The 15344-nt window shown below is 36.5% G+C and carries 11 protein-coding genes; 3 read left to right on the top strand and 8 right to left on the bottom strand.

Annotated elements, in window-relative coordinates; all coding sequences use genetic code 11:
- The first annotated feature begins 24 nt into the window (after positions 1 to 24).
- Positions 25 to 948 carry a GNAT family N-acetyltransferase gene (locus MKY97_RS03985; protein WP_342554220.1) on the top strand — a complete coding sequence of 308 codons (924 nt, stop codon included), beginning with the start codon at positions 25 to 27 and terminating at the stop codon, positions 946 to 948.
- 410 nt (positions 949 to 1358) lie between these two features.
- On the opposite strand, the gene MKY97_RS03980 is transcribed toward MKY97_RS03985, so the two are convergent.
- The 7 genes from MKY97_RS03980 to MKY97_RS03950 all read right to left on the bottom strand — a co-directional run bounded on the left by MKY97_RS03980 (position 1359) and on the right by MKY97_RS03950 (position 11522).
- Positions 1359 to 3584, bottom strand: a complete 2226-nt coding sequence (locus MKY97_RS03980; protein WP_342554219.1) for a hypothetical protein — start codon at positions 3582 to 3584, stop codon at positions 1359 to 1361.
- 823 nt (positions 3585 to 4407) lie between these two features.
- A complete protein-coding gene (locus MKY97_RS03975) occupies positions 4408 to 5289 on the bottom strand; it encodes a hypothetical protein (protein WP_342554218.1) in 882 nt (293 codons plus the stop codon).
- Between the two features lie 2 nt (positions 5290 to 5291).
- On the bottom strand, positions 5292 to 5951 hold the full coding sequence (locus MKY97_RS03970) for a TauD/TfdA family dioxygenase (protein WP_342554217.1): 660 nt from the start codon (positions 5949 to 5951) through the stop codon (positions 5292 to 5294).
- Positions 5952 to 6940: 989 nt separating this feature from the next.
- Positions 6941 to 8116 carry a hypothetical protein gene (locus MKY97_RS03965; protein ID WP_342554216.1) on the bottom strand — a complete coding sequence of 392 codons (1176 nt, stop codon included), beginning with the start codon at positions 8114 to 8116 and terminating at the stop codon, positions 6941 to 6943.
- A gap of 11 nt (positions 8117 to 8127) precedes the next feature.
- Positions 8128 to 8730 carry a hypothetical protein gene (locus tag MKY97_RS03960; RefSeq protein WP_342554215.1) on the bottom strand — a complete coding sequence of 201 codons (603 nt, stop codon included), beginning with the start codon at positions 8728 to 8730 and terminating at the stop codon, positions 8128 to 8130.
- A gap of 355 nt (positions 8731 to 9085) precedes the next feature.
- Positions 9086 to 10105, bottom strand: coding sequence for a hypothetical protein (locus MKY97_RS03955; protein WP_342554214.1), 1020 nt, complete (start codon positions 10103 to 10105; stop codon positions 9086 to 9088).
- Positions 10092 to 11522: an AAA family ATPase gene (locus MKY97_RS03950; protein WP_342554213.1), complete on the bottom strand. Its 1431-nt coding sequence runs from the start codon at positions 11520 to 11522 to the stop codon at positions 10092 to 10094. Before MKY97_RS03950 ends, MKY97_RS03955 begins: the two co-directional genes overlap by 14 nt.
- Positions 11523 to 11870: 348 nt before the next feature.
- Between MKY97_RS03950 and MKY97_RS03945 the strand changes: the two genes are divergently transcribed.
- The gene (locus MKY97_RS03945; protein WP_342554212.1) at positions 11871 to 12032 is read left to right on the top strand and encodes a hypothetical protein; all 162 of its coding nucleotides are present in this window, start codon (positions 11871 to 11873) and stop codon (positions 12030 to 12032) included.
- The gene (locus MKY97_RS03940; RefSeq protein ID WP_342554211.1) at positions 12029 to 13600 is read left to right on the top strand and encodes a recombinase family protein; all 1572 of its coding nucleotides are present in this window, start codon (positions 12029 to 12031) and stop codon (positions 13598 to 13600) included. The genes MKY97_RS03945 and MKY97_RS03940 overlap by 4 nt, the downstream gene beginning before the upstream one ends.
- On the opposite strand, the gene rlmD is transcribed toward MKY97_RS03940, so the two are convergent.
- Positions 13510 to 15231 (bottom strand): 23S rRNA (uracil(1939)-C(5))-methyltransferase RlmD, encoded by a 1722-nt coding sequence (gene rlmD / locus MKY97_RS03935; protein ID WP_342554210.1) that lies wholly within the window; start codon positions 15229 to 15231, stop codon positions 13510 to 13512. The two genes, MKY97_RS03940 and rlmD, sit on opposite strands and share 91 nt — an antisense overlap.
- Between the last annotated feature and the right edge of the window lie 113 nt (positions 15232 to 15344).

The following is a 15344-nucleotide window of genomic DNA, read 5'->3' as shown; positions in this document are numbered from 1 at the left end:
ACAGCTATAGAGAGGGAGATTGTTTTGAGACAATCATCAACAGAAATAATCATTCGTCATTTCCAAAATGGAGACATGCCGTTACTTGGGGAGTTATATCAATCCGTAACCCAAAAAGAAAATGCAGTATTTTGGTGGGTCGGGGAGGAAGACAATTGGAGTAACGTTTATTGCGCATTTGAGGATGGGAAGATGATTGCCAAGGGGCAAGTGAGCATCGTTAACGTAGTGCCTCCCGGACGTCCAAAAGAGAACAACCATTCCATATACCTCAATCTGAAAACCATTCCCGAAAGAGAAAATGACATTATGCTGCTCGAAAACGTCTATCAGCATCTTCTCATAAGGGCAAATCAATTAAAGGAAACCCTGTCTAAAGAATACGACACTATACTTTGTGTAGGTAACGATTCAACAGAAACAGCAAACAATACGTTTTTTATCCAAAAAGGATACCTTCATCTGAATAGTTTATATCGCATGAAAAAGGACTTGAATGAACCAATTCCTGAGTTGAAACTTCAAGAAGACTTTCAATTCTCGTATTGGAAAATGGAAACCTCTGATGAAGAAAGAGATTATCTCAATATAGAAGCTGAGATTTGGCCTGATACTCCACTTGGTATCGATCGGTTATGTGAATACAAGAATAACGACCGATGGACATCCATGGTCATACGTCAAACTGACGTTATTGTTGGTGGACTGATGGCATGGCAGGAAGCTGACCATGGTGTAATCGAGGACGTTTTTGTCCGCGAACCCTGGAGAAAGCGCGGCCTTGCCAAGTATTTGCTTACACAAGCTTTGAGATATCTCAAAGCTAATCAGCTGCAGTATGTTACCCTCATGGTACTAACTACAAACAAAACCGCTTTATCTGTGTATGAATCGGTAGGGTTCTGCGAAGACAAAGAGGAAATCAGATATTTTACAGAATTGAATTAAGCAGCAAAAAAGAGGGGGCAGCCCCTCTTTACTATTTCTATTCATACAATTCCGATTTAGTTATTCTTCCGCACCAACATCGCCACCGATTCCACATGTGTCGTTCACAGCAAGGGAATGCAATTCCCCCTTTCATTTACGTACGATTTTTTTGCTTGAACATCTTACTTTCGACGGTATTTGTGAAGCCCGTTTTATAAATGAACTTGAGTCTATGCGGTTCAGGCTGTGTGGTATCAGAAATATTTCATTCCCTCCCTTCAACGTAAAAAAGCCGACTGCGCTGAATCTCAGAGCAATCGGCTTTTAAAGGATATCTATCTATATAATAAAGAGAGCATCCGGCGAAGGATGCTCTCTTTACTGTTCAACTGCTAAATCGCTTTATTCAGTACAACCTGGCAAGTGACTTAATATATAATATCTGAAAGAACATACTGAGTTAACTTGCGAAATGCTGAAGGCCCATCTAAATCGTCATTCTCCACACAAGTATTGAGAATATTTCTTACTATGTGCTTTCTCTCATCCGTTAGAGTAATGGATTTCATTGTCCGTAGCTCATAATTAAAACGCATATTTAGTAATTGAGCAAATTCATATTTGTAAAATGTTACAATTATCAAATGGGCTAGATTTGTCCAATCATTTAATAAAGCCTTCAAAATATCATCATAATCATCACCAAACACAGCCTGTATTTCTTTACGATTAAATTGCTTAGCAAAGCAATTTTTCAATACAATGCTTGGATACAAGCTAGCATATCCTAACCCATCATAATACAAACTTCTGACTCCACACTCCAGTGTATTCCATCTTAATAAAGAGTATTGCATAGGTACCATTACATCAATACTTGCTTTAAACATTGCATAGGTATTACTGAAAACAGAGTAATTATCTAGAGTACTAATAATTTGATCAATTCGAGCTTTATTCAATTTTATTAGCTCGGTTCGTTCATTTTCCCTATATATCTCCAAAATATTAGTCAATATACGTTTTGGAGTGTATTTTTCAAACTGCTCATTAGAGTATTTAATTGATAACTTGCAGGGCTTATCACACAAATAAACTTTACTTCTCTCAAGATTACCTAATGAAATTAATTCTTTATTCAGATATTGCTTCTCTATATAATCTTCAAAACTCGCAAGTTCTGTGTCAGATAAATCCTCTATATCAAGTCCATCCTCATCACAGTGATTCTCTAAAACAATATCTACTCTACCATAGATAACATATATCCTATTTTTGAATCCTTGATCATTCAGATCCTGTATAACATCAATAATATAGTCATCTTTTGAATCTAACCGAGTATTATAAATAATTACATCTGGATTGCACTGCTGGATTGCAGCATGTACTCTATTATAAGCAACCTTCTTTTCCTCCCCCTTTGGAATTTGACCTTGGTTAATACCAAGCCCGTCAACAACAGTTAGTTCCTCCCCATTATTAATTTCATTATTCCGGAAGTATAACTTTGCCTTTGAGATAAGAGCATCTATTGAAAAGAAATTATTGTTCTTGCGCTGCTTTTTATCGCCAAAAACATTACTAATTAAATCCTTTGTATCTACTGCATCGAATCTCTTTTTTATAGAAATAGTTTGACCATAATTAATACTAACATCATACTTAACTGAAAATTTATTAATAGCATCATAAACCTGATCATGTATATGCTTGGTAAGTTTTTTAAAATCCTGTGTTTCGCAAATAATATAAGCTATATCATCAATAGTAATTTTAAATACATTCTCTTTAATATCTCGAACGATATCCAGTTTTAATTGATTATCTGTGAGCTTATCTCTATATGAAATGCTCCTCGTGGAGTATTCCCTAATCCCTTTTAATAGTATTGCTTCGAGAACAATGTTCTCATTATCAAAATCCACTAAATTTGAAATATCAAATGTTTTATCCTTATTAATTGTTAGTCTCTCACATGCAGCAGCCATTGCAATATCCCAAATTACTTCGCTACTATCATTTGATTTAACTTCAGATTTTATAGTATCAAGAATTTCTTGTAAGGCTTCAATAACTAGTGATACTATATCCTCTTCCGCTTTATCAAATGTTTTTAATGTGAACTCAACTTCAAATTCCTCCTTATTCAGGATATCTCGATTATTAGGATTCACACAATTGTCAATCGAAAAGTTCGTGCTCTCTTTAATTGTTGTTAATTGGATGAATTTCTTAATGTAACCTCGAGGAATGATAGCATGTAAGTTACCTAGCGTCTTCCCTGCAGATGTACAACCAATATTTAATATAACTAAAGAGTTTTTTGTTTTTCCACTAATCTTTTCAACAGTATTTGAACCAATATATTCCCTCCACTCTTCCTGATGTAATAGTTTTAAAGTGATATGTAAGGCTTTTTGTGAATATCTAGACAAATATGGTAAGTTCTCTGAGACATCTAATAATTTTATAATTTGAATGAAGCTATACTTGGCATTCATAATATCACTAACTTGCCTAATAATTTCTTTCGCTAGTGTTATACTCATTTCATCAAAGGGAGCAATTGTTATTTTCTGTTGCTTTCCGTCTACCGTAACTGAGCATTTATGCGCACCATTATCCAAGATTAAATTAGGCTTATAACTCACAAGAAAACACCTCATTCCTTCATTTTAGAACGAATTTAAGAATATAATTCAATATAAATTCTTAATACTGTTCACTTCAATCATTTTATATCCCAATGATAAAAAAAGTCAATAAATCATTTTTTATTCTTAAAAATTAGATTGAGAAGAGGTTTTTCTTTTATTTAAATTTGATTTGGATTACTCTATTCATAAAAAAGAGCATCCTAAAAAGAACGCTCTCTTAAAAATATAATCTAACTATCTCAGCCTGCTATTACTATCCCCCGACGTATCTACACACTCGACCTCAAAACCAAGGTCCAGCACGACCAAAACCTCAATTATTTCCTTTAGAACTTTATTTCCGAAATCAGGGCCATCCTTCGTAAAAATCGTAAACGGCGTAAAGAGTTGAAAACAAAGGATTTCTACGTATCTTTGTTCAGTATGAATAACCCCCTGCCAAATAACAGCCCTCAAACCCGCATTCCACCGTTGCCCTCATAAATAAAGTCATGCTAAAAAACCGTGTTTTTCTCCTACTATAATCTGAATAATGTCTTGATAGAAAAACAGGGGAAAGGCTTGATGGATCTGGGTTCTTCCCCTTCTCCATTCTTCCTCTCCCCGCTTTTATCACGTCTTTATTCGATTTTTAGCACAGGTTTATTATGGATAGCAGAGGTTTATTTTGGTGTTACACCATCTCTCACCAACATCGCCACCGATTCCACATGGGATGAGTGCTGACGGTAGAATTTAATGCGAATTGAGATGTACCGTATTCACCTTTTAATATACGGGTTTCAATCTACCAAATAAAAGACAACTATATCAATCATCAGTCGTTGCCGTAATCATAATCATAATCAGGCTCTTCTTCAACAAGTTTTGTGAACTCAGGTTCGTCAATTACAATTGTAACCTCTTCATATCCATTTAATTTTAAATCACAATACCAACAATGAACCTCTGTAATATCATAAAAACATTTAAAAACAGAATACCAAGGGCTATCATCACTATCTTCTATATGTTCTTTATCATTAAGTTCCCCATGAGCTATTGCTTCGTTATTACAAGACGGACATGTAATTAATTCCTCATCCTCATCTAAGACATATTTAATCATCGGAGGGGTAGTTGAATATTTTTTTATGTATTCCTGTCGATAAGATTCTACTCTTGACTCCACTATTGTTTTGAGGATTGCCGAATGATCATCTATTATTTGAATTGCTCGAGTAGCTTCATCTTTTCCTATCCACTCTTCTAACCTCTTATTTTGAAATTCAAGTAATATAACACATACTTCCCATAATTGTGGCAAAATAGCTTCTAATCTTATTCCATCAAAAGGTAATAAACCAGAATGCAACTCAGCATTTCTCTTATTAGCAAGTGACATACAAAACTCTCTTTTCTTTTGATCAAACTTTGTAATAGACAAGCTTGTTTGTAATCGATCAAATACTGTTTTTGCCTGTATAGTCTTAAAATCGTCATGCTTTTTATAGCCACACGCTACTAATAAACCTTTTGGATCATTTGGATCTACCACTAATGATGGATGTACATATGCAAGCGTCGCTTTCCCTAATATTTCCAAAGAAAGACTTGCCCAAAGTAAAAACTCAGACATATCGCTTTCATTTCTATTAGAAATTCCCTTGTGAATAAAAACTTTAGATTTATTGTATAGATCTATATACTCAATCCCCATTACTATCTCTCCCTTATTGATATTCTATATAATAACCTATCAAGATCCTCAGATTTACTACTACCTCTACCATGCAGGAATCTCCAATTATCTATAATTAATAGATCACCTAAACTCCATTTTATTTCTTGTATATCATCTTTTTGAATTAATGTATCTATTTCTTTTAACAACTCTTCTCCCTCATCTGTTATAGATCGCATACAATCTCTATCCAATCTAAAAAAGCTCATATTCGGGTTATGTAAGGTAGTTAAGAAGCTGTTTCGCCCATTTATTACTTTATAAATTGTGTTGGCCAGTTTAAACCTAAACTCTTCATCTATATTAATCAACTGGTATGTGTCATACAAATAGGTTGGTCTATCTCCTGCACCTGGATTTTTGCAATACAACATAATATATTTTACTGGTATTTTATAATAGGCGGTATCTGAGTGAAGAGGAAAGCTATTTAACTCGTGAATATTACTAAGTGAATTTTTATGGGCTGCTTCTTTTTTCTTTGGAGAGAGTCTATCAATAATATAGCCCCCTATTCTCGAATCAACAGGTAAACCTATCATATTTGAGATATGAATTAATTCGTCATCTCTAAGATTGGGTTTATTTATTTTTACGAATCCTTCTTTTTCAAGTTGTCTTCTTATATTTACATCCATTTAATTACCTCATATCGGTTATATATTTATTTTATTTGATGAATCACCTCTTGCTGATCTACTATATAAACTCCTCATGATTTATGTCACTCCTGCTTAGTATAAAGTAATCTTAGTTTATTTGGAAATATAAATAAGAGCCAGGTAGACTGTATTGAAAGACAATACAATCTACCTGGCTCTTATTTCCTATTATACTATCGTTATCATTTTTCTAAATCTTACCTGTTAATATATACTAATAAGCACTCCTGATTTATGGACTATATATTATAAGCAATTAGTTCAAGTTTATTCTGTTTTTCTTGCATAATTACATACTGTTTTTTGGCCTCCCCGACCATCTCGCCATTCAGTGTTAATGTATGCAAGCACTCGGTTTATGCATCCAGTAGAGTTTGTTTTTAATATGGCGGTTTGAGTTAGGAAAACGGCTCGATGCCCCCCCCTGCTACACCAAATAGTTATTTTTGGTATAGCAAGGGTGAGCTGTGATAGAAATATGGCGTATAATCGCCGAGGTATCCGTATCATCAGCCTCGCAAATAGCGACAAACTCAGCGGAGCCAAGGTCTGGTATCAAACGCTCCGTAATCACAACAATTATTGTTTGCCCCCCTATCCCTTTCGGGAACCAGGACAGTCACATCCTTTATATAGAAGAAGGAAATCTTTATAAGTTCGGCTATGGCAGGCGATGCCTTACCGAACTTTCAAGGCAAAAACGCCCACCATCAACGGCACTGCCAGGAAGAGTTAGTTCCTCGGTTATTTTTTAGGCGATCATACCTTCAACGCCGATTCTTTTTATTTTCATGTCCGAAATCTCTTAAACGGACTATTCTGTTAGCGGAAACTGCGTGTTTGAAATACATTAGTTTTTCACATCCTTTGAAAGATCTCATATCATATACAAGACAAGTCCAGTTCATAACTGTAACGAAATTATAAAAGGACAAATCCACCATAGTTTGATGGATCTGCCCTTTTTATATTTTCAATAAATTGAAATGTTTAACGCCATCTAAATACTGATTTGTTATGTCATAATGCGTAAAATGGACATGAATTCGCTCCTGCTCTACGTAACTAACCCGCCAATCTGATAATATTCGTGAGATTTTTGAACCCTTTATTTCTTTCGTATAAAAATCTCTGACTATCGCTTTTGAATCTGATTCCAATACCCTGCAAGCTACTTCATTAACACCGACAATCCCTATTCTCAATGAAAAATCATTGAAATAACGCTCAAACATATGATAAGCACATGCAATTTGTGTAGCTATTCGGTAAACATTTTGTTTATTGTGAATATCGAACATTAACAGGGTAATTTGAGGTCTTCGTTGAATGATTTTCATTTGAGCAACATACACATGAGCATTTAACAAGCTATCAATTGAATAGTAATCCAATTTTCGGGACTTTAATGAAGCATACATTCGGCTATCCATCCACATTTCTATTTCATTTCCATTTACAATCTCCGCTAATGCCCTCTCAGGAGTTGAATATACTTTTCCAACACCTTTACCTTCCGATGCCATAGCCCCCTTTCTTAACCCCATCGAACGCTTATGCTTAATCTCTTTCAATCTGTTAATTTCGTAATTGATCTCACTAATGTTTAAAAAGGGATGCAGTGCTGCTGAACTATCTTGGATTTTATACAGAAGTTCAACACCTTGGTTTCTGGCATTTAACATGTTGCTATTGTCCTGATTAACCAAGGCGATCACTTGCTCAAAAGTAACATTTCCGCCTTCTTTGCAAATTCGAGGAATAATCTTATTTAAAATATAACAATTCTTGAATATTGAAACGAGAATACGCTCATTTGAATTCGCCTTTGGAACAGCCGCAACGCATTGACTACTAACCTTCCCTTCTACAAACCGAATTCCGAATTTTTTTAAGGTCAGCATTTGAAGCTGTGTTTTCCTACCATAAGCAAGAAACGCTTCTTTTCGTATGATTTCAGCATTAATCATTTGCTTAATATGTCCGTAGAAAGCTGAATAACTATTTGCTAAGCCAAATTCTTGAGCATATCGATAGAGCTGTTTAATTAGGATGACCTTGTTACCGAAATGGTAGATGATATATAAATATTCACTATACCGTTCACAAATAAACTGTTTATTTGCATTGGAATTACCCATTATTTCACCTCCTATACTCTGGTCGTTTCGTATCGATAATTCATTATTTCCACGAGTGCTTCTTTTGCCCTCATCTCATCTTGTCCGTAGGTATTCGTAACTACTTCAAAAGCAATCTCTGTACCGTTTATGTCGACATACAAGGCATCTGGCATCGATATTAAGCCTCTGTTAAGCATATCCTCGTAAACCCTTGCAACTTCTTCTTTCCCCTGATTTCTCAGATCATTTAATTGCCCCTGAAACTTGTCACGAATCTGACTTTCCGTAGACCACTGATCACGACATTCTACTGAAATACTAAAATATTTTTCTGCAATCGCTATATCATGCTTTGGATTCTGAGCATGATATGGCTTTTCCAATCCCCAGAGTCTACATCCCATTGCACGTCCTAATTTACTCAGTTTGTAGCATTCCTTAACCTCACCAGCATGCTTATAAACTACCTTTTCGTAATGACCATCCCGTATCAAATTCTTGATTCTGGAATCAGCTAAACCGCAATAACGCAAATGCTCATAACTAACATGCCCTGTACGGAATAGGGCGGTAAAAGCTAAACGATCACGCTCAAAAAATTGCGTGATATAAGGCTTGCTTTTTCTCGGCATAACAGTATCCCTCCTTTGAAGTTTTAAGCGGGATATGGGTTCACATTTGCGTCTCGTAAAGAGACGCTTGCCCAGAATGGGCAACTGGTCTTCCCAAGGGGCGAGCGAGTCGCACTTCGTTTCATAGTGAATCCCGTAGGGTGAACGGTCGCCAAAGGCGAATGCAACGAAGTGATAGAGATTCCTACTGAACCGATACTCCCATAGGGAGAAGGTAAAGTTGGAAGTCTCTCGACGAGCGAAGCCCCTCTTCCCGTTTTCTGTATTATAGATTTCTTCCAATGCGATATAACTCGACTTTTAAAAAAGAACAAAAAAAGGCTCCATGCATTAAGCATAGGAGCCACATCCCGTTTTATTTGTATAACTTGTACTGAGGATAATTAATAATAGCGGATTTCAATGCAAAAGATAATTTTTCTTTTCTCTCTTTTGTATTGGATATATACGAATTAATAGATTCTTTTGTTGGAGACCCATAATGTGACAATGTTAGGAATAAACTTTTCGCCGCATCATCAACACACTCAAAAATAAATGGTTCCGAATATCTCGCTTCCAATTTTAATAGCTTAAAGAAATTTTCATGTTCAGGCCCGCCTTTATTGTTTAACGTTATTTTTCCAGTTAAAAAATCGACAAGAAAATCAGCGGAATCACCTATCATTTCATTATACGGTGTAATAATTGGAGCATCAGATACTTTTTCACCTTTTCCTTCGTGAGCTTTATTACAAGCAGTGCACGAGGAAATTAAGTTGTATGGATTCATTGCTAACAATGGAAACTTGGATTTTGGCAAGAAATGCTCAATACTAATATTTGAAATAGCAACAATAGTATCCATATCACAATAAGGACAAACAGCAAGCCTGCTATTCTCTGTTCTAAAATTCTTGTGAAACGAACCACGATTATATTGTTCTCCTGCAAGGATATTCCAAATATTATCATCCACAAAAAAATTACTGTAATAAAAATTTACAAATAACTCTTTAAAATATTCACTTACTTGAGATTGCGGAATTGAATAATTCCCCTTATATACTTCATGATTCTGCTGGCAATACAATTTATAAATATATTCGACATGTTTAGAATCATAACCAATAATTATATCGTAGAACACATCTTCTAATTTTTTACCTGAAATAGTTTTTTGCATAATATAGGAGAACATTTTCTGTTTATTGATAGATAAAGCAAGGAATACAGCAGTTTGATTCCAAATATCTTTTCTTTGTAACGGTAAAATGATTTTCCCTATTTCTATTCCAATAACAGTTTCCTGAATCATGAAAAAGATTGGTTCAATGACATCTAATTCGAATACTTTAAGATAACGTTCATTAATCGTATTATTAACTTTCCACATCGTTGTTAGATCTCCGTTTTTCGAGAAGGATATTAAAGAGTTTAAATTTGGTGTATGATTCCCCTAAATATCCAAGAATTTCTTCTATTTCACCTTCATTTGAATTCAGAACCTCATGCCAAAGCTTATTCTCAACATAATTTAATTTTCTTGAGTTTTCAAAAAACATATTACTTATTTCAACTTCATTTGCTAAAAAAGTGTTTGTATTAGGGTCTGGATTAATGAACTTCTTTTCATGTGCAAAAAGTATATTTTGCGGAAACACCGTATTTATAAATGAGTGACTGTGTGTTGATATCAAAAAATGAACCTTAAATTGACTAAATAACATTTGTAACATCGTTATAATTTGCTTAGTCCATGAAGGATTCAAATGTAATTCGGGTTCTTCAACGATTATTAAAGAGTTATCTTCGACTGAAGATAATAATGAAAGTATTCGAATAAAAAACATTTTTTCACCAGAGCTCATATTACTCAAAAATACATCATTTCCGTTTTTTTTGAATAACAAATCGTTTATATATATTAGTTTTTCTTTTTCATAGAAGAGAAGTTGATCATAATTATCCTCACTTACTTCAATCCATCCATCATTTTTTGGTGAATATTTTTCCATAAAACTATTCAAATTTAAAAAGTTATTCCTTAGCTTTAAATCTTCTTCTGCATAATCATCATCATCAAGATCCATTACAAGTTCATAGTAAGGGTATGAATTAAATCGTGAATAGATACGAATGTTATTTGAAAATCTGAAGTTTAATAAATTCAAAAATTCAACCATGATCTCAGTATTCTTCCGATACATTTCTAAAAATCGATAAATCCCTTTTGATAGCGATGTGAATTTATAATGATTTAATCCATAAATGTCTGATATATCATAATGCTCAACAATTTTATCTCCAATGAAATTTTTCTGTCGGGAAACCGCATACTCTCCATGCATAGAAAAGACAGAGGTTATCACTTTAGAAGGCAAATACTGTCTTATTGATTCGTACGTTACTTTATTTTCATATTTAACTTGACTTTCCTTAATGATATTTCCACGTCGGGGATGCCACTCAAGTAATACTGATTTTGGTAAATAGTTCTCTACCGTGATAAATAAATTATTCTCTTCTTTTTCAAGTATAACGTTCTTAAACTCGTTACATCCTTCGATCTTATACTTTAAACGAAACTCAGACATAATTCGATCATGATACCTTTGAAGATCATTAAACATCTTAACAATTAAACTCATTAAAGTTGTTTTTCCATTTCCATTCTCACCAACCAATATGGTGAAGTTATTATTACTAAAGTAATGAAAATAATGATCTGGATACCCTTCTTCAGGGACAAAAATTACTTCACAATTTTCAAGTAACTTATAATTTTTTATGTATATATATTGCAGTTGCATATAATCACACTCTCACATTCAGATTCATACTTATCTTTTCTTAAATTTTACAATATCTAAATCAATTGATACAGGTTTATTTACCCTACTCATAACATAATCCATGTGCTTCAGTTTAGGTATAAATTGTTATCCCAATACTTTACCACTTTAAATCATAAAACCTCGAACAGGGGTCAAACCGTTTTTCGCCCCCAAGGACTTATTTTTTTTATATGATTTAATCATCGAAGCGAACACAATATTTTTCTTCGAGCTAACGATAGAAAACGGTTCGTACTCATTTGTGGAAGAAATGCGTACTGAATCCTTCCGACTATCGAAATCATAATAATCGGGGGAATGAACATGCAAATAGAACGAATTTTCGACAACAACCATTACGTGACACTTGAAGAAATTTTTCTTGATCTTATTGACGATAAAATTGACAAATTAATCAGGTCCCACTACGATCATAATCAGGTGAATACGGTCACATCTCATGATGAAAGGAAGAATGCCGCATGAGATGTGCAATATATGTTCGAGTTTCGACTGACAAAGAAGAGCAACAGACTTCATTAGAGAATCAAAGAGCTTTGTTTCTGCAATATGTTTCAGAGAAAGGTTGGAGAATATACGATTTTTATGTTGAAATTCAAAGTGGTACAAAGAGCAAAAGACCCGAGTTACAACGACTGATTGCGGATGCAAAAGCGAAAAAATTTGATATGGTTATGGCAAAAGAACTTTCACGGCTTGCCAGAAATGGACGATTGTCACATGAGATTCGTGATACAGTTCTCCAGAATAATATTCATATCATTACATTGGATAACGCTATTAATTCGTTGGAAGGGAACACTGATAACTTTGGTCTTTATGCTTGGTTATATGAACGAGAATCACAAAATACAAGCAATCGTTTAAAATCAATATTCAAAGTCAATGCACAACGAGGAAAGTTTAAAGGATCTATACCGCCATTAGGTTACAGAGCAGAAAATGGTCAATTGTATGTTAGAAACGATCCCACACCAGACATCGTTAGACGAATTTTTAGAAATTACCTTAACGGCAAGGGCTATGATGCGATTGCGAGAGAATTGAATGATGAGGATATCCCCACCCCGTCTCAAATAGCGAAGAAAAATAATTGTAGTAACACCTGGCAGGGCTCCACCGTTCGATTGATCCTGACAAATCAGAATTATGTTGGTGATCTGGTACAAGGCAAATCGACAACTAAAAGCGTAACGTTGGACAGTAGAAACTATTTAGATCCCAAGGATTTCATAATAGTTCCAAATCAACATGAAGCATTAATTACAAGAAGTGAATTTGAAGCCGTTCAACAGCTTGTAGCAAGCCGTTATCGAAAAAGGCCACAGCCAGAAATTCATTTATTTACAAATACTGCTTTCTGTGCTGATTGTGGGCGTGGAATGCATTATAAGAAGAACAGTAAGGGATATGTTTGCGGTAACTATAACAAGCCAGGTAAAAACGGGAGAATAAAGTGTAGTGACCATCTCGTACGTGAAGCAGATTTAAAATTAGCTATTATTGAGGATATTCGAACGCTCGCATCCAATCTCTCAAATGCCACAATTTATAAAAAACTTGAAAATCAGCTACAGAAAATCAATTGGCAAAATGAAAAAAAAATAAGTTCGGTAGAAAGTGAAATTGACAAGTTGAAAACTCGAAAGAGAAAAGCACGAGACAAAAATCTGGATGGTAACATGACAGATGAGGAATATAACGAATACGTTTCTGAAACTAATGTAAGACTGAATGAGTTAATAGAAAAGAAATGCAACATTGAAGAGTCTTTGAAAAACAACAATAATACTTTGGCGTTCACCGAATTAAAACAGCTCCTCGAAGAATTTTTGTCCTTCAGGGAGTTGACTCCAGAGATCTTGCACCGACTAATTAATCGAATTGAAATTAAAGCAGACGGGAGTCCGAGAATCTTTTACAGATTCTCGAACCCTTCTGCTTATTCTTTACTTCTAACTATCAACGCACAGCACTCCACATGCACCGTATGCGGGAACATATCCACTGGCGTTACCTCCACGGTGCGGTAGCCGCCATCCTCCAGCACACGCAGGTCACGGGCCAGGGTGCTTGGATTACAGCTGACATAGACCACGCGTTCCGGCTTCATCTCCAGGATGGTATCCAGCAAACGCAGGTCGCAGCCTTTGCGCGGTGGATCGACGACGATGACGTCGGCTTCGATGCCTTGTTCTTTCCAGCGTGGAATCACGTCCTCGGAGGCGCCGACTTCGAACTTGACGTTGCGCATCTCGTTCAGCAGCGCATTGCTGCGCGCATCCTCAATCGCTTCAGGCACAATCTCTACCCCATACACTTGATCCGCATGCTGTGCGAGGAAAAGAGAGATCGTTCCGATGCCGCAATAGGCATCGATAACCGTTTCTTTGCCGCTCAGTCCAGCGTATTCTACGGTTTTTCCATACAGTACTTCGGTCTGCACCGGATTGACCTGATAGAACGAACGCGGAGAGATCGCAAATTGTACATCCCCGATAAAATCATAAATGACATCACGTCCCCATAGGACACGAGTTTCATCACCGAAAATGACGTTGGTCTGCTTTTTGTTCACGTTCTGACAGATGCTCGCCACTTGTGGGATGGCTTCACGGATACTGCCAATCCACTCGTCTTTGTGAGGAATGTCCCGACCATTCGTCACCAGGACGAGCATCATCTCGCCTGTACGGAACGCCTTCTTCACGACCACATGACGCAGCAGCCCGCGGCCTGTTTCTTCGTTGTATGCACTTATTCCGAAGTGGCTGCCAATTTCCTTTACCTTAGCTACAACTTCGTCATTGTGCTCATGCTGGATAAGGCAGGTTTCCATGTCGATAATCCGGTGACTCCCTTTGGCATAGAAACCACCCACCAAACCACCTTCGGTTACACCAATCGGCACCTGTGCCTTGTTCCGATAACGCCACGGCTCGTCCATGCCCATCGTTGGCAGCACGTGAATTGCATGCTTCGTGTCTTCTTCGTCCATGACACCTTCAAGCCGCAGACGAATCCGATGACTCTCATTGGTTTGTTCATCTGTTCGCTCGTCGAATTGAGATTGTTCCGATGGGTCTGCCTGAGCCTCGTCATTATCCACCAGCACATTCAGCTTCCCGATCCGCTGCAGATTATCGATCACGAGCTGACGTTTCCAAGCAAGCTGCCCGGCGTAGCTCATATGCTGAATCTGACAGCCGCCACATTGATCATAGATCGGACATGGCGCGGAGACGCGGTCCGGACTGGCCTTGACGATCTCGAGCAGCTTGGCGTAACCATACTGCTTCTTCGTTTTCATTACACGCACGCGTACAGTTTCCCCCGGAAGGGCCCCCTGCACAAAAAGTGTGTATCCATTCGCGCGGCCTACACCCTCGCCGTCATGATTCATACCTATAATGTCGATGACGGTTTCCTCATTTTTGCTTACGGGCAGTCCTTCAATGTGTGCAGATTCACGCGCTCGTCCTTTGGAACGCAAACCAGAAATTGATGCACCTTGCGGCTGCAGCTCTCTTCCGGATTGGCGTGTAGATGGACGAGTTGGCGCTGATTGACTTGGCTGACGGGACGATGAAGACTTCCCTTTCCCTTGTGGAGCAGCCGAATTCCGGCGGTTTTTTCCACGACCGCTGCGGTTCGTATTAGACAACGTACATTCACTTCTTTCTTATATAGTACACTGCCTGTAAGGGCAGTGGTTTGTACAGTTTGTTTTTTTTAGACTGTATTTGTTTCATTAAGATTTTACCAAAATTATTACTA

The organism is Paenibacillus sp. FSL R7-0652, assembly GCF_038595045.1.
GTDB lineage: Bacteria > Bacillota > Bacilli > Paenibacillales > Paenibacillaceae > Paenibacillus.
This window is presented reverse-complemented; position numbering and strand designations above follow the sequence as displayed.

Excerpts from the sequence above, each read along its gene's own strand:
- MKY97_RS03950 (WP_342554213.1), bottom strand. The coding sequence starts at position 11,522 with ATGCAACTGCAATATATATACATAAAAAATTATAAGTTACTTGAAAAT.
- MKY97_RS03975 (WP_342554218.1), bottom strand. The coding sequence starts at position 5,289 with ATGGGGATTGAGTATATAGATCTATACAATAAATCTAAAGTTTTTATT.
- MKY97_RS03945 (WP_342554212.1), top strand. The coding sequence starts at position 11,871 with ATGCAAATAGAACGAATTTTCGACAACAACCATTACGTGACACTTGAA.
- MKY97_RS03965 (WP_342554216.1), bottom strand. The coding sequence starts at position 8,116 with ATGGGTAATTCCAATGCAAATAAACAGTTTATTTGTGAACGGTATAGT.
- MKY97_RS03955 (WP_342554214.1), bottom strand. The coding sequence starts at position 10,105 with ATGTGGAAAGTTAATAATACGATTAATGAACGTTATCTTAAAGTATTC.
- MKY97_RS03960 (WP_342554215.1), bottom strand. The coding sequence starts at position 8,730 with ATGCCGAGAAAAAGCAAGCCTTATATCACGCAATTTTTTGAGCGTGAT.
- MKY97_RS03970 (WP_342554217.1), bottom strand. The coding sequence starts at position 5,951 with ATGGATGTAAATATAAGAAGACAACTTGAAAAAGAAGGATTCGTAAAA.
- MKY97_RS03940 (WP_342554211.1), top strand. The coding sequence starts at position 12,029 with ATGAGATGTGCAATATATGTTCGAGTTTCGACTGACAAAGAAGAGCAA.